The organism is Thalassoglobus polymorphus (genome assembly GCF_007744255.1).
In the GTDB taxonomy this organism is placed as follows: domain Bacteria; phylum Planctomycetota; class Planctomycetia; order Planctomycetales; family Planctomycetaceae; genus Thalassoglobus; species Thalassoglobus polymorphus.
The window spans coordinates 5,566,883-5,584,971 of the sequence record NZ_CP036267.1 but is presented as its reverse complement, the minus strand read 5'-3'; the positions used below and the strand labels follow the sequence as shown (position 1 = coordinate 5,584,971).

Here is an 18,089-nt window from a genome sequence, read left to right as displayed (position 1 = left end):
TTCTTAAACACCAAGTACAATTTGTACTTGGTGTTTTTTCATTGATGCCAGTCATTTTGGCCCACCTGCACAGAATCCTGTGCAAATAGGTTTGACGCCCGCGAGCTGTTCGTTTTGTGCAGCGATCTCTCTTTTTCTACTTTTCCGACACTCTCCATGACCAGCAATATTCTGGCCATGGAAGTGCGGTTTGCTTGAGTTCGACAGCTTCACTTCTCGTAAAGATTCGTTCGGTCTACAGGCACCAGCGGTGGATCATGCGGGTGTAGATGTCGGTGCCTCGGTCGAACTCTTTGAGGTCGAGGAATTCGTCGTGAGTGTGGGCTTGAGCAATGTTTCCGGGGCCCATCACCACGGCTCGTTCGAGTTCGTAATACCAGGCCCCATCGGTGCCGTAAGAAACGGTCCGAGGCGTTTTGTTCTCAGCGAGTTCCAGACATTCCTGAACGTACTCAGCTTTCGGGTCGATATAGAATGGGTTTGCTCTGAAGCGGGCCTCGAATTCGAGACCGTTGGACTCGGCAGCGTTTTGAATCCGTTCGAAAATCGGCTCAGCGTCGATGCCCGGCATACGGCGATAGTAGATCGTGCAGATACTCTGCGGCGGCGTGATGTTGATCGCTCCCGTGTGATCGTTGATCCCGATGTTCATCGTCATCGTAGGGGGCGTGAATTCTTCGTTTTGCCACTTCGAGTCCGATTCCAACTCGTCGTTGAGGGCTCTCATTTCCGCCAGGAACGGAATCATTTTCCAGTTGGCGTTGATTCCTTCTTTGGTGCTTGAGTGGGCAGCCCGGCCTTTTGATGTCACTACGATTGAACAGCCTCCTTTGTGACCGTGGACAACATCAAGCATGGTCGGTTCACCAATAATCGCACGCGCCTGACCGGCGACCATTTCACGGTACATGGAAGAGTTTTTGACAACCTGCTCTGCTCCGCGCATTCCGACTTCTTCGTCAGCTGTACAGCAGAAGTAAACTGGAGCAGTCAACTGTTTGTTTTTGACCGATTCCATCGCTGCCAGAAAGCAGGCGACAGACCCTTTCATGTCGGTTGTTCCTCGACCGAACAGTTTGCCATCTTTGATCGTCGGTTCGAAGGGACCATGTTCATCGAAGACCCAAGTCGTCGCGGGGACGACATCTGAATGGCCAAAGTAAGCCAGGCCACCCTCACCGGAGCCGATTTTTCCAAGGATGTTCGATTTGCTGACACCGTTGGCGTCGATGTAATCAACTCGTTCCACCTCGCAGCCGAGTTGCTTCAGCCAGTCTTCAATCTGATTTGTGACTTCAACATTTGATTTTGAAGAAACAGAGTCAAAAGCGACCATTGATTGTGTGTATTCCAGCGCAGATGGCATTGTGAGTCCTTTGCCCAGTATTGATGTCGTTTGGGGTTGATCAGGTTGATGTCCTGCTATTCTCTCGACTCTGCTTCGATTGTGCCAGTCAATAAATCAATCAGAGTCTAGTTGGGAGTTTCGCCCATTTGGTGGTCATCGAAATGACCTCTCACGTTCTCAGAAGTAGTGACCGATTGCCACTTTCGGATGAGGAAGGATTTCCCAGGGAGATTCCGTTTCGCCAGAGCGTTTCTGTAGACGTGCCCAGATGTTTCATTTGAGTTAGAATCGTTCTGTGATAGCCAATCGTCGTCAGAAACGGCGTGGCAGATCACGTTTCACGAACACGCCTTTGCCACTTACAGCTGAATCAGCAGAGCGCCTCGCGCAGGTTGCGACAGGAATTGATTGACATGAAGAACTCAGATGTTGCTCGACACTTTGAAGAGATCGGGGACCTGCTGGAAATCCAGGGGGCGAATTCATTCCGAGTTCGGGCTTATCGAAACGGGTCGCGAACGATCGAGGATCTGGCTGAGCCGATTGCCAGTATCGCTGCCGAAGGAGAAAAGGCCCTCGTTGAACTTCCGGGGATCGGGAAGGATATCGCTGCCAAAATTGTTGTTCTACTGGAAACCGGAACAACTCCTCAGTTGGAACAATTGCGAGAAGAAGTTCCGCCCGGTGTGGTGCAAATGCTGAGGATTCAGGGACTCGGCCCCAAGAAAGTGAAAGCGCTCTTTAAAGAACTGGAGGTGACTTCGCTGGAGGAATTGAAGGCAGCTGCCGAATCAGGAGCTGTTGCCGAACTCAAAGGGTTCGGAAAGAAAACTGCCCAGACGATTCTGGATGGGATTGAACATGTCGAGCAAGCGGGAAACCGGTATTTTATCTCCGAAGCGCTCGTCCCTGCTGAGTTGATTCTCGAAGATCTTTTGAAGCTGGATTCCGTCACACAGGCATCGATCGCCGGGAGCGCGCGGCGTCGAAAGGAGACCTGTGGCGACCTCGACCTATTGGCGACCTCATCCAATTCGGCGGAAGCGATGGAGTTGCTTGCTAATCATGAACTTGTCGAGAAAGTCCTTGCACAAGGAGACACGAAACAGCGAGTGCGGTTGCGATCGGGGATCGAAATGGATTTGCGAGTGGTACCTGATGAATCGTACGGAGCCGCAATGCAGTATTTCACCGGCTCGAAAGAACACAACATCGTCATCCGCCAACGAGCACAAAAACGTGGCCTGCGCTTGAACGAGTACGGAATCTTCAAGGATGAGGAACTCGTTGCCGGGAAGACTGAAGAAGAGGTTTACAAAGCGGTCGACTTACCCTGGATTCCGCCTGAGTTGCGAGAGAATCGGGGTGAGATTGAACAGGCTGAAGAGGGTCAGTTGCCGAAGCTGTTGGAGCTGAAGGACATCAAAGGTGATTTGCATATGCACACCACCGCGACTGATGGGACGGCGAGTATTCGTGAAATGGCTGAGGCGGCTCGCGAGCGTGGGTTGAAGTACATCGCGATTACCGATCACTCGAAACGTGTCACAATGGCGAATGGCCTTGATGCTGATCGCTTGCGTAAGCACTGGGCAGAGATTCGGAAGATACGCGAAGAGTTCTCGGACATCGAGATTTTGTGCGGAATCGAATGCGATATCCTCGAAGATGCTGAACTGGATTTGCCGGACGATGTCCTCTCGGAAGGAGACTGGGTGATCGCAGTGTTGCATTATGGACTGAAGCAACCGGGTGAGCAGATCATGAAACGATTACTCAACGCGGTGAAAAATCCATACGTCTGTGCGATTGGTCATCCCTCGGGAAGAATTGTCGGTCGGCGACCGGGAGCAGATATTCACTATCCCGATTTATTCAAGGCAGCTGCCGATCACGGCGTTTTCATGGAGATCAATGCGCATCCATCGCGTCTTGACTTGGACGACATACAAGCCGCGGCGGCCAAAGATCACGGGATTCCCATTGTGATCAATACTGATGCTCACTCCACGACAGGCTTCGATGTGATGAAGTACGGAGTGTATCAGGCGCGCCGAGCCGGGTTGGAAAAGAAAGATGTTGCGAATACGCGGACGTTCAAGCAGTTCAAAAAGATGCTGCGAACGAGTTCGTGATTTAAGAGCATCTTTCGAATTGGTTTGCAGGTTCTGCCTCGTAGCAAGCAGTCTATGAATTCATCAATGTAAGCTTCGTTGGCACGGCAAGCATTAAAAAACATTGAAAATGCGCTGCTGCAGTGTCCGGCGAAATCTGTTCTTACTCACGGGCCTGGAAGATGAGGGCGATTTCCTGTTCCTCATCGATGATGCGAGAATGGACTTTGATTGTGTCTTTGACTTCCGCAAAGCTAGCCCCGGGGACGCGAATCAGGATCTCCGCCGTCCCATCAATCACTGGCAAACGATGAGTCGGCCGGGCTTTCACTAATTCTCCATTCGCTCGGAAGTAGTAGGCGTCATCAGGAATGATTTGACGATAACCATCTGTTCCGATGACGGTCCCTTCGAAATCAGACAGGCGGACGAACTTTTTCGTTTTCGGAGTCTTCACGCGAATGACGATGGAATAATCTTGTCGAACTTTTGGGAAACCTCCCGGGTCTCCATGGCGTATCTGACCATTCACTTTTCCGGCCAAGATCGGCCAGGGCCAAACTGAGAAGCTGCCTGCTTTGATGGCATTTTCAGGCTCAGCGACACGGCCGCCTCCAGCCTCTCCACCCGAGCCGGTTCCATCGCCGTCGCTTTCGACGGTTGTTTGATTATCCAGCTTGGGCTGAGGAAGGAAGTTGTAATTGCTGTTCAGTATGGGGTCGAGCAACGCCTGCTGAACCTGATTCTCTGAACTTTTCTCTTCCGGCATCGCGATCAGTGTATCGAGCGGAGCGTCAAAGATGACTTGCTCCTCGTTCGCTGTGTTCTCCATCAATGTGGTGAATCCGTCGTCCGTATCGAACGAATGCAGAACCGGTATCGAAAGCATCGCCAACAGGATGATGTGGAGAACGAAAGAAATCGCGTAGCCAGCACCCTCGTTGCCGTTGAACTGATCGACAGCTCTTTCCCACCAGTTATTGCTGGGGGGGAGAACTTCGAAAGATTTCGGTCGCTGCGATGTCGCCTGTGTATCTTCCTCCTTGAAGTCGTCGTTGCGACGCTTCCTTGGTGGAGGAGGAACTGGAATGCGGGTCGACATTGTGAAAACTGGTGAGTATTGAACGAGTTTGAAGAGTGCCGGCAGCAGACTTCGCTGCGGCTTTCCTCAATTATCACTCGATCGGGCCATTCTGACAATATTGATCAGCGATTGCCGCAGAATTAAATTCTTGCGAGGAGAACCTCGTCAATTCAGGTTTTCGGCTCTTTTCGCAGAGAAATTGCGTCGTTGCCTGTGGCCCTGGAGAAGAGAGTCACGCGGGATTCTCAATTTTATTCTGCTTGCGGTTCCGACACGCGTCCCCTGCTTTGTTAAGTTTTGAGGGCGATGTTGCAAGTTGTGAAGACCGTGATGTCGCCGTTTTGCAGAGATTGCCAGGGCTGGAAGATCGGGAGTTCACCGGGTTCGCACCGACTATTACTGGTCGTCCGTTTTCTTGTCATCGAGTGGGCGAACCCAGATCTCGCGAAAGTAGACAGTGCTGTCCGGATCGTGTGCCTGCAGTGCGAATGTTCCATGGTCGATTTTCCGTCCCGAGAACTTGGGGTGTTTGTAATTCGACGGTTCGGTATATGTGACAACGGTTTTGTCGTTCACTTTAATTGTGACGCGGTTCCCTTTCACGGTGATGAGTTCGGTGTAAAACACATTGTCGGTAACATCTGTTTCGGTCACATCTTTGACGGTAAACAGGCTTCCCGTTTTGTTTGGATTCTTGTGTGTGCTGTTGACCTGTACTTCATGTCCAACTTCGGGGAAGCCTTCTTCCTGATATTCTGTATGGAAGTAAATTCCGCTATTTGATCCCGGTGTGGTCATGACATAGACAAGAAGCTCAAAGTCTTGGAAGTCGGCGTCGTTCACTTCACCGGTGTAGAAGAGGTGCGATTGATCGCTGGTCGCCTGGGCCTTGATCATACCGTTGACGACTTCAAAGGAATCACTCGGAGTGCTTGCCTTCCAACCGTCGAGGTTGCGTCGATTGAAGAGGGGAATCCACCCTTCTTTCCTCATCGCTGTGTCGTAATACTCAACGTGAGACGGAGCTGGAAATTGTCGAATTGCGCTGACCCGATGGTAGGTTTCAAAAACATCCCCCCCGTCAAGGATACGCGGGTCTTTGGTTTTGATCAGGTAATCTTCGAATTGTTGTGCGAGTTGTTTTTCTGTCTCAGCGAAGCCTTCCGTTCCGGCGAGGTTGTTCAGACAGGCGGGGTCTTTTTCCATGTCGAAAATCTCGACCGCAGGTCGCTTTTGAGTGGCCCAGTCAAAGTACTTGACGATCTCTGGATCGGTTTTGTTTTCAATGAAATACGACAGGCTCGGACATGCGTCGATGTCGTGATAGCCACCATCTTGCGGACCCAGGCCTCCGTTTTCGTCGAGCTTTCTTGGTGATCCAGCTGGCCAGCGATCCGGGCGAAAGTTTCGGATATACAGATGCTGCTTAGTCCGCATTGATCGTTGCGGGTACGCCAGATTTAAATATCGCGAAGAAGAATGGCGTTCCCGACCTGAGAAGACTGCTGTGCGTGTGGAGTCGACAGTCCCTTCTTTTTCGGACTTCAGGATGTTGACCAAACTTTTACCTGGGAGAGAGGACTCTTCGTCTGGAGGAGCGACTTCCGTCGCGTCATAAATCGTGGCGGTCAGATCAACAAACCCAACCAGATCATCCGACGTTCGACCTGCTGCGATTTCGCTTCCCCAGCGAATTGCCAACGGGACATGGACGCCGTACTCGTAACAGTTTGCCTTCGCTCGCGGAAATGCCATTCCGTTATCGGAAGTCACAATCACAAGTGTGTTCTCAAGCTCACCAGCTTCTTCAAGTTGATCGAGAATCTTTCCTAAGTGCTGGTCAAACCATTCAATTTCGACTGCGTAATCGAGTAAGTCAGATCGAATTTCGGGGCGGTCCGGCAGGAACGCTGGGACTTCAACATCTTCCAGTTTCTTACCGGCTTTCAGGCCAGAGCCTTGTTGAAAGGCGCGGTGTGGTTCGTGCGCACCGTACCAAAAACAGAATGGTTGGTCTTCCGGTTTTTCGCTCAGGAATTCCGCAAAGTTTGCAGCGTAGTCTTTCCCGCTGATTTTCTTAAAAGGAGGTTTTGTTTTCTTTTGGTCAAACGATGGACCAGCTGGGTTCTGTTTCCATCCAGCTGTTTCAAAGTCCCCTGGCCCCCACCCTTTTCCAGTGAGTCCAACAAAGTATCCGTTCTCGCCCAGCACTTCAGGGAATGTTTGATACTTCCTGGGGAACAGGCTGGCATGCGTTCCGGCATGTTCGATTTGCCAGTGATGCTTTCCAGTCAGAAGCGCAGCTCGGGATGGACTGCACCCGGGAGAGGCTGCGTAGGCATTGTTGAATAGAACGCCTTCTTTGGCGACTCGATCAAAGGCGGGAGTCTTCACAAACTTGGAACCATAAGCCGAAGTGTGCGGCCAGGATTGATCATCGCTGATGGCGATCAAAATGTTTGGACGCTTTTCTGCGTAAGCAGAAACGAACGGCATTTGGAACAGGAAGGTTACGACGAAAAGCCATCTCATGAGGTGGAACCTGATATTGATGTTCTGCAAACACCTGGCTTGCAGTTTCTGAAAGATTGAGAAGCTTGAACAAAACTGTAGAAACCGTGTTGGTTCCATCTGTGTTCAATAGCTAATCAGATTTTGTTAGAACGAATCAATTCCGCATCTCGGCATTGGAAGCGAACTTCACCATCCACAATGGTGTATTTTACTCGCCCGGTGACAACCATGTCATCGAAAGGATTGTTTCGGCTTTTGGATTGGAACTGGTCGGTTCTGATTGACCATGTCTCATCGGGAGCGATGATGGTGACATCCGCGACTGACCCCGGCCGAATTGTACCCGCATCGAGTCCTAGAAGTGTGGCAGGTCCATGGGTCAATTTGCAAATCAACTGCGACCAGGTGAGGTGTCCCGGCTCGATCAGAGTCTTGACGCATAATGGAAGAAGTGTTTCCAGACCCGCAATTCCAAAGGGAGCTTGGTCGATCTCGAGGCTCTTTTTCTCTTCGGAAAGAGGTTGATGATCCGAAGAAATGCAGCTGATTGTGCCGTCGGCAAGGCCTTCGATGAGCGCCTGGCGATGCTCTTCTGTGCGGATTGGAGGATCGACTTTGTAGTTGGTGTCGTAGTCAACTAAGCACTCATCTGTGAGGAGCAGGTGATGTGGAGAGACATCGGCGGAGACCTGAATTCCTCGCGAAATCGCCTGTCGGATTTCTTCAACACTTCGTTTCGAAGAGATCGACATGATGTGAACGCGGCCGTTCGAGGTCTCTGCGAGTGCGATATCGCGCCGCACCATGATCTCTTCTGCAGCTGCCGGCATCCCACGCAGCCCTAAGACTGTCGACTGGAACCCTTCGTGCATCTGCCCTCCCTGCACGAGTTCTGGAACCTGCGCGTGGTTGAGAATTGCGCGATTCCACATGCTTGTGTATTGCAAGGCGCGACGCATGATTTCAGGATTCGAAATCGGACGCTTCCCGTCAGAGAAGGCGATGGCTCCGCCATCGATCAACTGGCCGATCTCTGCCAGCTCTTCGCCCGCATGATTTTTCGTGACTGCTCCAATGGGCACGACTCGGCATTGGGCAGCTCGGTCCGATTGCCTCACCACGAACTCGGCTGAGGCTCGGCTGTCAACCACAGGAAAGGTGTCAGGAAGATCGGCAACGGTTGTGAAGCCACCTGCGAGCGCGGCTGTCGCTCCTGTTTCGATGGTCTCGTCTTCTTCGAAACCTGGCTCGCGAAAACTGACATGGCAATCGATCAGTCCGGGGCAGACAATCATGCCTGTTGCGTCGATTTCGCGGTCAGCTGCGAAGTCCGCACCGAACTCTTTTTCGTCGACAACGAGACCATCTATGATCAGTAAGTCTTGCTGGGCGTCGAGGTGATTCGAGGGATCGATCACTCTGCCGTTCTTGATTCGCAAACTACTCATTGAATCACCGATTTTCGCTCTTGGGTTTGAGCGAGTAAATGCAAGCAGGCCATTCGCACAAACAGTCCGTTTGTCACCTGATGCAGAATTTGCGAGTGTTTTCCGTCCGCCACATCGGGGGTGATTTCCACGCCACGATTGATCGGCCCCGGTGCTAAAATTAGCACGTCTTCTTTGGATTTCTGGAGACGTTTTTTATTCATTCCAAACAGGTGGGCATACTCAGCGATCGATGGAAAGAATGCTCCTCGCTGTCGTTCAAACTGGACTCTCAGCAAGTTGATGACATCCGATTCAGCCAGGACATCATCGAATCGATGTGCGACTGTCACTCCCAACTGTTCAATTTCAACCGGGATCAAAGTTGGTGGACCGCAAACGATCACCTTTGCGCCGAGTTTCTGGAGTCCCCAGATATTCGAACGGGCAACACGTGAGTGTTTGATATCGCCGACAAGCGTGACGGTTTTTCCTTCGAGACTGCCGAGCTTTTCCCGCATGGTGAAAATGTCGAGAAGCCCTTGTGTGGGATGTTCGTGAGTTCCATCACCCGCATTCAGGACACCTGATTTCAAATGTCGAGAGAGAAGTTCCGGAGCACCGGGAGAACTGTGCCTGACGACCATCAAATCAACACCCATTGACTCAATCGTCAACGCGGTGTCGATGAAGGTTTCACCCTTGGAGAGGCTGCTGCCACTGGCAGTGAAGTCGACCGTATCTGCACTGAGGCGCTTAGCTGCCAGGCTAAAACTGGTTTTTGTTCGAGTCGATGGTTCAAAAAAGAGATTCGCGACGACAATCCCATTGAGATGAGACAGTTTTGATCGGGTCGCTTGAAGGGTTTTGAACTCAGCAGCGTGATCGAGAATCAGCTCGATCTCTTCTCGATCAAGTTTCTCCAAGCCCAATAAATGACGGCGCTTCCAGTTTCCAATTGGGACAGAACTTGTAGGGGAGGCAGCCATTTTAGAGAGTGTTATTCATGTAAGAGGCATGATTTTGCTTCATCTTACTCATCTCGATTCGAATCGGCAAACGAGTCACTCAAGTGAGAATTCCATAATTTATTTATGGAAGGGAAAATGATGACCTGCTTGACAGCGGTGACTTGTGAGCGGCGACTTGTGAATCTGAATCCCTTGGAGGAGTCGCTGATCTATAGGTACTTTGAAGCTCCCTGCTCTATCAATTGCTTGGCGACTTCTGCTCCCAGTTCCGCCGGGGAGGCGGGGTCGCCTGTCACCGAAACGTCGAAGCGGGCCTTTCCATCCGGGCTGAGAGCAACCGCGTCGAGTTTGAGTCCTTCCTGGTCTTGTTGACACAGCACGCCGACAGGAGCATGGCAGCCTGCTTGAAGGGTGAACATGCAGGCTCTTTCAGCTGTGACTTCAATTTTGGTTTGCGCGTGCGAAATTTGATGCAACAATTCGATCACTTCTTGATCGTCTTCCCGGCATTCAATTCCGAGAGCAGCCTGCCCGACAGCGGGGAGCATCAAGGGTGGTGTGAGCAAGAAGCTGATTCTCTGTTCCAGTCCGAGGCGACGAAGACCCGCTTCAGCCAGGATGATGGCGTCGTACTCGCCGGTATCGAGTTTTTTAAGTCGTGTGTCGAGGTTTCCACGGATTTCGAGTAACTCGAGATCTCTTCGAGAAGAGAGCAATTGCGATTGCCGACGTGGGCTTCCGGTTCCAATTCTAGAGCCAGCAGGCAGGTCATCGAACGTTCGAACTTGCGAGTCTTCTGGCAGGATCATTGCATCGAACCGGGGAGCCCGTTCCGGGATTCCGGCAAGCGATAAACCGGGGATTGGACCGGTCGGTAAATCCTTGAGTGAATGAACGGCAATGTCCGCATGGTTCTCGAGGACGACCCGCTGAACTTCACGAGTGAAAACTCCCTGACCTCCCATTTCGCGCAACGGTTCCGTTCGGTCGCGGTCGCCAATCGTTGAGACAGGAACGAGTGCTACATCGAAGAGAGAGGTCGTTTCTCGCAGGCGATCGGCAATGTAGTTCGCCTGCCACATGGCAAGTTGGCTTTCACGTGTGGCAATACGAATGATTCGCTGCTCAGTTGCCATTAGTCCTCGTCTCCATCTTCTACGTTGATATCAAGCGGATGAGCAGGAGCGATCCACTTTTGCCCCGTCGGCATGGGCGCTCCCTGCATTGTTTGTTGTGGAGAAATACTCGCTCGAATCAGCCCTTGTTCGACGAGCTCTTTGAATTTCTCTGGTGTCATTTTTTGATGCCCAGGTGAGAGAACTCCACATGAAATGCAGAACTGCATTGCCTGTTCCACAGTGATGTCCAAGTCGAGGACTTCACGTCGAGGGACGTTGACAGTGTAGCCAGTCATTGGTGCAGGTGACGAAGGGACAAGAAAAGTCACGCACGGTTCCCCTGCCCCAATCGAAATTTGCATCATACTTTCCCCGGTCACGAACCCGATGGACCAAACACCCTTTCGAGGGTATTGGATCGCTGCGACGCGACCATATTCGACTGGTTGATTTTCTGTGAAGAAGAAGTCGGTGACCTGCTTGGCCGATCCATAAATGTTTCGCACCAAAGGAAGCCGACCGAGGATTTGTTGTTCCGTAACTCGAACAAACCAGCTGCCCAATCTTGCGGAGACGAATTGCCCTGTGAAGTAGAGGACAAAAATAATCAAAACGACTGTCAATAAACTGAGGTGGAACAGGCTTCGAAAATACTTGTGAGCCACATACTCCAGATAGACCGCCCTCGCAGAAACCGGAACTTGACCGGGAGGGAGATTTCGGGCGACCTCGGCGTAGACGTCATACGGAACGGCATTCGGACCAAGCTGAACGTAAATTTCCGTCCCGATTTTATCGGCTTCATCCTGCAGCCAGGCAATTCGCTTTTGTTGCCGGGCAGCGTAGTCGTCCATTTCATTGGGGTTCGTCTCTTCCGTAATACGGCGATCGATGGCGGCCTGTTGCCGAGCCACATACTTCCGATACTGCTCCCGTAAGTCTTTCGTGACCAGATAACCTGTCCCGCAATATTTCAGAGGGGGAGCGGTTTCCAGTTGAATCAGCGACTCGCTCAAGACGGATTGGTCGACAAACTGCGACATTGTGTACTTCACCGTCCAGGTCGCTGGGACGATGATATACTTATTTACGAAGTTCAGGACCCAGATGAGAATCACGATCGTGAGGATCGTGGGTAAGCTGACTGCCAGCCCGCGAATGAAAATTCGCGTTGGCGTGAGGGCTCGCTTAGGCGAATTCGCCTCACTATTCGGCTCCTCGCTGTTCACATTGTTCTCAATGTCTTCGGACATGAATTCTTTCAGTGAAGGGCATCACAATTGTGTTGCATGTGATCGCAGGAAATGAAATGTTGTTCGGTTCAACAACATTTGAGTTTTATCTTTTCGTTCATGACAGCCACACAGACATGCTGCAACGTTCTTTAAGCAGGCCGATGAGCTGACACAACACTCTGGGTGACGTGAGTGGATGACGTGAACAGTTACGCAATTCGCTACTCAAGGACTTCGCCAAGCACTATGCACCGATGCCGCGCGCTAAAACGGCAACTCTGACTTCTTCTGCACCAGCTTGCAACAGCACTCTGGTTGCTCGTTGGCACGTCGTTCCCGTCGTGAGGACGTCATCGACAAGGAGGATCGACAAACCTGTCAAATCAATTCCCCGATTCACTTTAAAGGCTGATCGTAAATTCTTTCTCCGGGCAGCTGGGCTTAATAAATGTTGTTTCGGAGTTCGTTCTCTTTTGCGGAGTATATGCCTGTCATTCGGGAGCTTCAACAATCGGCTCAGTTGATTTGCAATTGTCATTGAAGCTTGATTCAAGGAGAGAAAGCGATCGGACCAATGTTGTGGAATCGGTACAATTAGATCCATTGATCTGTTCGGAGCCTCTTCGTAAACAACCTGGGAAAGAAGTTCAGCCAAAGTCCTCAAAGCGAGTTCGTCATACTGGCACTTTCCCTGAAGAACCGCTTTTTTGAGGAGACCTGAGTAATTCCCCAGACTGGCGACCGAGCGAAACTCGTAGCCCTCGTGTCGGCAATGAATACATCCGTTGTCGGTGGCTAAGTTTGGGCCGACAACAGCTGAGCAGAGTTCACATGAGTTCTTTTGTTTCAGGTTCAACGCATCGAGGCACTCTGCACATATTCGATTCGGGCAGCTTGGGGGGATTGCGGAATGACACAACGAGCAGGCAGAGGGGAATAGAAATTCCGCACCTGTTTCCAAGAAGCGATTCAATGGTGCCGTGATCAAACTCACGAATTGGTTTTCCCTGCAATCAGGTTACAAAAGAGAAGTCTCACAGAAAGCGAACAGACAACTATATTGGAACCAGTGCGAATCGTCGAATTATGGGCGAATTGAGACTCCTTGTGTTTCTTCAGGCGATCCTTCGTGGCGAGCGGAAAAATGCAAAAATTGCATCATCGCAAAAACTGCCGAAAAATCATTTGACACATATTGACCTAAATCTGCCGAAAGAATTATTAATCGCTTCTCCTCTCTCACTTCACTTCACTTCACTTTTCCCCCACTCATTCACCCACGCACTCATCATTTGCGGAACGCAGAAGGTGTACTTCTCACACACCATCCCACTCTGCGGAAAGCGTTTTGAGATGCGCAGGCAGGAATCTCATGTCTGTTTCCATCCCCCCCGCTACCATACGTCCGACCGGAAGAGTCGCTGCGTGTGCGAAAGATGTTGCCGCTCAGCAACATCTGGAGCTCGCAATTCGACGAAACGGTTATGAATCGATTGCCGTCTCCTCACTAGAAGAGCTGCGTGCTCTTTTAATGAGCGAAAACATCGCTGCCGCGGTGATAGACGAACCGGAATCAATTGAAGAGATCGAACGGCTCGATACTGAAATGCGAAGAGCCGATCGGCCCACACAGTTTATTCTACTCCCTTCAATCGGTCACCGGATCAACGTTCCTCGCTCGGTCTCCTGCGATGTTGTTGAGCCGCCACTAACACCAGAACGAATTGGTCACTCCCTCTTTTCGGCAGTTGGGCGTGCTCAACTGATCTCCGAAAATCTGGAACTCAAGCAGAAACTTGAAGGCCGAATGTTCGATGGACTTGTTGGCAACAGCCAGCAAACACGTGAACTTCGTAACCAGATTCATACAGCTGCAGAACACGATCAACCGATCCTTGTGACTGGAGAAGCGGGCTGTGGAAAATCGGAAGCAGCCCGAGCCATTCACCTGACTCGCTCTGGTCCCACACAACCTCTCCTCACTATTCGTTGCAGCTTGTTGACTTCAGCAGCGATCGAGAAAGAGCTTTTCGGTGACGAAGAATCAGATGGCCGTTTTGCCTCAGCTGCGGATGGGACTCTTGTTTTCGAAGATATCGAAGCACTCACCATTCCGCTTCAAGTGCAAATTGCAGAAGTGATTCGAAACAGTGCATATCGTCGTGGAGAAACTTACATTCCACTTCGAGCTCGAATTATCGCGACAACGACCACGAACTTGCGTCAGCTTTGCACAGAAGCCAAATTCGACACCCGGCTTCTGAATCTGATCGAACGAAATACCATTCAGGTTGCATCGCTTCGTTCACGTGTTGAAGACCTTCCAGCTCTTGCTGAACACTTTGTTCAACAATGTTGTGTTCGAGAAGGTCAACATTTACGACGTCTTTCTGATGCAGCACTTTCACGACTCGAAAGCCACAACTGGCCGGGAAATGTTCGTGAACTCGAGAACGTAATCAACCGCTGTTGTTCGCTCGCTGGCGATACCGTCATCACTGCTGAAGAGATTCAGCCTTGGCTTGAGCAGAGCGAAGAATCGACCGAATCTCCCGGTTTGACGCTCAAGGAAATGGAACGCAAGCTGATCGAAGCGACGTTCAATCGCTTCGGTGGAAATCGTGAACTGACTGCCAAAGCATTGCAAATTGGAATTCGGACGCTCTCTGGAAAACTCAGAGAATACGGGTACCCGCCACGAGGTGGACCAGGTTCAAACCGCAAACAACAACGTGCTGCCTGATCGCAGTACGGCGAATCCCCCCCAAGGCCGTCTAATAGAAATGTTGGACGGTCTTTTTTTTATGACCATTTGACGAATAGCATTTCTTGAAATGGTGTTCAGGTTCTGCTTCGTAGTGAGAAGTCTATGAAGTCATGAAAGTAAATTTCACGGGCACACGGTAGAGCAAACTGATTTAGAACTGGTCTCAAAACTTGCTGTTCACTTTTCTGGTACAGAGAAAGGTCACAATTCCACAGGTTTTGAGAACGCTATCGTTCTCCGTCTGGCTTGCTCGGGACAATGGTCCCGAGCTACGAGGGGCTTGTTCTCCGCTCTCGAGCTACGAGGGGTTCGTTCGCTGTTCGCCTTAAAATGGAACAGGCAACAAGAGTGAGTGATGTTGAAACAGAACCTGCTTTCCTTGTTCACCCAAAAACTGCGTAAAGAAAAGGATGAACACATAGAGGCCAAGAACCGGGATGATCGTGCCGCCAATCAGCCAGCGGACAGACCAGTGTGGGCGATTTCCGAGCTCTCGCTTTTTGACAGCATGGTGGTAAGCCCATCCCAGCAAAATTCGTGTAGGGTAAATACTGACAACGAAAATTAAAGTCACCGGCCACATTGCATCGGGAGGCAACAAAAATGCCTTAAACAGGTAGAGCGGCAACGACAGCAAATACAACACGACCAACGAAAGTGACCAGACAATTGGGGCGTACGAATAGAGCGAACGGATTTCACGAAGTTCTAAACCAGATCGAAAACAGTTTTCAGAAGCGAATCGGGCCTGCAAAAACGGAACCCAACTGAACACAACGGCGAGCAGAATTCCGCCGGTGACAGTCAGAAAGATTTGCCCCCCTTTCGGTTCCTGAATCGCTGCGTACATGAGAGTGGGGAGAAACAGCCACAAGAAGGCAACTCCGAAACCTCGCAGTCCCAGCCAAAAGTGTCTGCGGATTTCTAATTTCTGGACGAACTCCTGGATCTTCCGGTCCGCATGCGCAAAGTAGTTCCCCTCGCGAAGTCGACCTGTCAACCAGAAGAAATTCTTGAATGGTCGGACAAAACACCAAAACGTTCCGCCTCGTGCAATCGCCAGAATCAAGTGGAGAGTGATGACGCACCAAGCGACATTCAGTGCGAGATGGAATCCGACATCAGCTTGCGAACCAGGGTCAATCAGGCGTGAATCGGCGGCAAAGCTGGCGAGAAAACGAAGTGGCAGAAGAAACACCCAAATTCCCCCAGCCAGCACCACTATTTGTGGGGCGGCATCAAGGAGTGGGAATCCATCGCGAAGACGTCCACTCCTTGCGACTCGACCTTCGACGTTCAGAAAATAGCCCAACACAAAGAAGTTCACGAGTGGAATTGCAGCCAGTACCGCAAGAACCAGCATCAAGCTGACAAAAGCAAACAGGTAGTAAGTTGTGAGGGCAAGGAATTTTATTGGATGCCTCCAAGGGACCGGAAACGCAGTTGGTCCCGCGGCAGCCACTTCTTCGGGTTGATGAGTCCCGCGCATTTGTTCGTTGACTTCAGAGGTGACGAGTTCTTTGGTAGGCGGCGATTCAGCTGCATCCTCTGAATCGAATGGCGACTCGCCCATCTGATCAAATGTTGATGTTTGCATTGAAATCACCGGTAGAATTTCGCGTTTCATACTCAAACTACCCAATTGCCCAAAGGAATGTTTCAACGAAGCGAAGAAAGACTGAAACTTTGTGGCAAAGAAGGAGGTATCCTTCTGAGGTCGGCGCGAACGCTGTGTGGCTGTTTTTTATGAACTGGAGGCTGAAGTGATTGTCGTGTTGAAGTCATTCATCTGGCCGGTGCTTGTTGTCGTTGGAGTCGTTTGGCTCACGACAAACAGTGTCCGGTCAGCTGCTGTGGACCCGACTTCGATTACAATTCCGATGCCGAAATCTGATTCCACCTCAAAGGAGACAGTTGTTCGTGTCAATCAGGAACTGGCTCGACTTCGCAGCGAAGCCAATCTTGAAATGGCAAACCCCGCAGAGGAACTGACAGTTTGGCGAAGACTCTCGCTGGCGTTGCATGGCACTATTCCATCGTTAGAGGAAATCCGAAAGTTCGAAGCTGACCAGAAACCTGACCGTCTCGAACGCTGGCTTGAGTACCTGCTCAACGATAGTCGGTTTGATGATTACTTTGCCGAGCGGCTCGCTCGCAGCTACGTTGGAGTTGAGGCTGGACAATTCCTCGTTTTTCGGCGTGATCGTTTTCTCGACTGGCTGACGACTCAACTTCACGAGCGGCGTCCCTATGATGAAATTGTTCGGGATATGATTTCCGGAACCGGTGTCTGGACTGGCGAGGGGGAAGTCAACTTTATTACCGCAGGGTTCGCGAATGATGAATTCGATCCGAACAAGTTATCCGCTCGATCTGTGCGGGCCTTTCTAGGGCAGCGGATGGACTGTGCTCAATGCCACGACCATCCATTTGATCATTGGAAGCAGGGAGAATTTGAAGGCTTGACGGCATATTATGGTCAGGTCGTGAACAGCCTTGCTGGAGTGGCTGACAAGCATAGCAAAGACTATGTCGTTGAAGATCGTTTAACTCTGGAAAAGCGGACGGTGGAGCCGAGCGTTCCATTTCATCCTGAGTGGCTTGGCGAGAATGGTTCGAGACGCGAGCAACTTGCCCGCTGGATGACGCATCCAGAGAACCAGCGTTTCGAACGGGCAGCTGCCAATCGAGTCTGGGCACTGATGTTTGGTGTTCCATTCCTCTCGCATCGACCTGTCGACGATCTTCCCGATCCGGGTACCAATCCAGAGACGGCAACCCTCGATCTCCTTGGGGAGGATTTTCGCAAACATGGCTACGACCTGCGTCGTCTCATTCGAGTCATCGCTGCGACGGATGCCTTTCGGATGTCATCAATCTACCCCTTGCCAGAGAGCGAGCAGGAGAACGACGGGGACACCTTGCAAACGGCTGAGACGATTCAACAGGCGAAAGAACGCTGGGCTGTCTTCCCATTGATTCGGCTGCGACCGGAACAAGTGATCGGGGCGATGCTGCAAGCCAACAATGTCCGGACTATCGATCAGAACTCGCACCTGTTTGTTCGAGCCTTAAGATTCTTCAGAGAGAATGACTTCGTTGATGAGTTTGGCGATCCGGGAGTTGACGAACTACAGGACTGGTCCGGAACAATTTCGCAAGCTCTCCTCCGAATGAATGGCGAATTCTCACGTGAGTTGACCTCGCTCAATCCACTCGGCTCACCCGGTCGAGTCGCGACTGCTGGTTCCACGCCCGAGAAAAAAATCGAAACCATCTACCTGGTCTGTCTGACGCGACTTCCCACGGAAGCGGAGAAACAATATTTCATCCAACGATTCGAAAAAGACAAACCTGATCAAGCCGTTGAAGACTTGTACTGGACACTTTTTAATTCTCCAGAGTTCTCCTGGAATCATTGAGGTGAGCAGGCAGTAATGGGTGCCCTGAAAAGACTTTGAGCTGATTGATTTTCACAGCTCGATTCAGAGGTGTTTTCTGACGCTCAAGC

General features: G+C 51.0%; 12 protein-coding genes. 3 read left to right on the top strand and 9 right to left on the bottom strand.

Annotated features, from left to right (window positions below):
• Positions 1 to 235 precede the first annotated feature (235 nt).
• Positions 236 to 1,366 (bottom strand): M20 family metallopeptidase, encoded by a 1,131-nt coding sequence (locus tag Mal48_RS20225; RefSeq protein WP_145204017.1) that lies wholly within the window; start codon positions 1,364 to 1,366, stop codon positions 236 to 238.
• 395 nt (positions 1,367 to 1,761) lie between these two features.
• Between Mal48_RS20225 and polX the strand changes: the two genes are divergently transcribed.
• Positions 1,762 to 3,483, top strand: a complete 1,722-nt coding sequence (gene polX, locus Mal48_RS20220) for a DNA polymerase/3'-5' exonuclease PolX (RefSeq protein WP_145204014.1) — start codon at positions 1,762 to 1,764, stop codon at positions 3,481 to 3,483.
• A 142-nt stretch (positions 3,484 to 3,625) separates the two neighbouring features.
• Here the strand turns inward: polX and Mal48_RS20215 are convergent, their stop codons facing one another.
• The 7 genes from Mal48_RS20215 to Mal48_RS20185 all read right to left on the bottom strand — a co-directional run bounded on the left by Mal48_RS20215 (position 3,626) and on the right by Mal48_RS20185 (position 12,805).
• Positions 3,626 to 4,564, bottom strand: a complete 939-nt coding sequence (locus Mal48_RS20215; RefSeq protein ID WP_145204011.1) for a hypothetical protein — start codon at positions 4,562 to 4,564, stop codon at positions 3,626 to 3,628.
• Positions 4,565 to 4,942: 378 nt separating this feature from the next.
• A complete protein-coding gene (locus tag Mal48_RS20210) occupies positions 4,943 to 7,078 on the bottom strand; it encodes a sulfatase-like hydrolase/transferase (protein ID WP_145204008.1) in 2,136 nt (711 codons plus the stop codon).
• A 116-nt stretch (positions 7,079 to 7,194) separates the two neighbouring features.
• Positions 7,195 to 8,508, bottom strand: coding sequence for a dihydroorotase (locus Mal48_RS20205; protein ID WP_145204005.1), 1,314 nt, complete (start codon positions 8,506 to 8,508; stop codon positions 7,195 to 7,197).
• Positions 8,505 to 9,476: an aspartate carbamoyltransferase catalytic subunit gene (locus Mal48_RS20200; RefSeq protein ID WP_145204002.1), complete on the bottom strand. Its 972-nt coding sequence runs from the start codon at positions 9,474 to 9,476 to the stop codon at positions 8,505 to 8,507. The genes Mal48_RS20205 and Mal48_RS20200 overlap by 4 nt, the downstream gene beginning before the upstream one ends.
• A gap of 191 nt (positions 9,477 to 9,667) precedes the next feature.
• Positions 9,668 to 10,594, bottom strand: coding sequence for a hydroxymethylbilane synthase (gene hemC / locus Mal48_RS20195; protein ID WP_145203998.1), 927 nt, complete (start codon positions 10,592 to 10,594; stop codon positions 9,668 to 9,670).
• The gene (locus Mal48_RS20190; protein WP_145203995.1) at positions 10,594 to 11,829 is read right to left on the bottom strand and encodes a DUF502 domain-containing protein; all 1,236 of its coding nucleotides are present in this window, start codon (positions 11,827 to 11,829) and stop codon (positions 10,594 to 10,596) included. Before Mal48_RS20190 ends, hemC begins: the two co-directional genes overlap by 1 nt.
• Before the next feature lie 226 nt (positions 11,830 to 12,055).
• Positions 12,056 to 12,805, bottom strand: coding sequence for a ComF family protein (locus Mal48_RS20185; RefSeq protein ID WP_145203992.1), 750 nt, complete (start codon positions 12,803 to 12,805; stop codon positions 12,056 to 12,058).
• A 378-nt stretch (positions 12,806 to 13,183) separates the two neighbouring features.
• Between Mal48_RS20185 and Mal48_RS20180 the strand changes: the two genes are divergently transcribed.
• Positions 13,184 to 14,554: a sigma-54-dependent transcriptional regulator gene (locus tag Mal48_RS20180; RefSeq protein ID WP_145203989.1), complete on the top strand. Its 1,371-nt coding sequence runs from the start codon at positions 13,184 to 13,186 to the stop codon at positions 14,552 to 14,554.
• Positions 14,555 to 14,903: 349 nt separating this feature from the next.
• On the opposite strand, the gene Mal48_RS20175 is transcribed toward Mal48_RS20180, so the two are convergent.
• Positions 14,904 to 16,205 carry a DUF4013 domain-containing protein gene (locus Mal48_RS20175; RefSeq protein WP_145203986.1) on the bottom strand — a complete coding sequence of 434 codons (1,302 nt, stop codon included), beginning with the start codon at positions 16,203 to 16,205 and terminating at the stop codon, positions 14,904 to 14,906.
• A gap of 106 nt (positions 16,206 to 16,311) precedes the next feature.
• Here Mal48_RS20175 and Mal48_RS20170 point away from each other — a divergent pair, with 106 nt between their 5' ends.
• Positions 16,312 to 18,000 carry a DUF1549 domain-containing protein gene (locus Mal48_RS20170; RefSeq protein ID WP_145203983.1) on the top strand — a complete coding sequence of 563 codons (1,689 nt, stop codon included), beginning with the start codon at positions 16,312 to 16,314 and terminating at the stop codon, positions 17,998 to 18,000.
• Positions 18,001 to 18,089 lie beyond the last annotated feature (89 nt).

Excerpts from the sequence above, each read along its gene's own strand:
- Mal48_RS20205 (WP_145204005.1), bottom strand. The coding sequence starts at position 8,508 with ATGAGTAGTTTGCGAATCAAGAACGGCAGAGTGATCGATCCCTCGAAT.
- Mal48_RS20225 (WP_145204017.1), bottom strand. The coding sequence starts at position 1,366 with ATGCCATCTGCGCTGGAATACACACAATCAATGGTCGCTTTTGACTCT.
- hemC (WP_145203998.1), bottom strand. The coding sequence starts at position 10,594 with ATGGCAACTGAGCAGCGAATCATTCGTATTGCCACACGTGAAAGCCAA.
- Mal48_RS20180 (WP_145203989.1), top strand. The coding sequence starts at position 13,184 with ATGTCTGTTTCCATCCCCCCCGCTACCATACGTCCGACCGGAAGAGTC.
- polX (WP_145204014.1), top strand. The coding sequence starts at position 1,762 with ATGAAGAACTCAGATGTTGCTCGACACTTTGAAGAGATCGGGGACCTG.
- Mal48_RS20215 (WP_145204011.1), bottom strand. The coding sequence starts at position 4,564 with ATGTCGACCCGCATTCCAGTTCCTCCTCCACCAAGGAAGCGTCGCAAC.
- Mal48_RS20175 (WP_145203986.1), bottom strand. The coding sequence starts at position 16,205 with ATGAAACGCGAAATTCTACCGGTGATTTCAATGCAAACATCAACATTT.
- Mal48_RS20210 (WP_145204008.1), bottom strand. The coding sequence starts at position 7,078 with ATGAGATGGCTTTTCGTCGTAACCTTCCTGTTCCAAATGCCGTTCGTT.
- Mal48_RS20200 (WP_145204002.1), bottom strand. The coding sequence starts at position 9,476 with ATGGCTGCCTCCCCTACAAGTTCTGTCCCAATTGGAAACTGGAAGCGC.
- Mal48_RS20190 (WP_145203995.1), bottom strand. The coding sequence starts at position 11,829 with ATGTCCGAAGACATTGAGAACAATGTGAACAGCGAGGAGCCGAATAGT.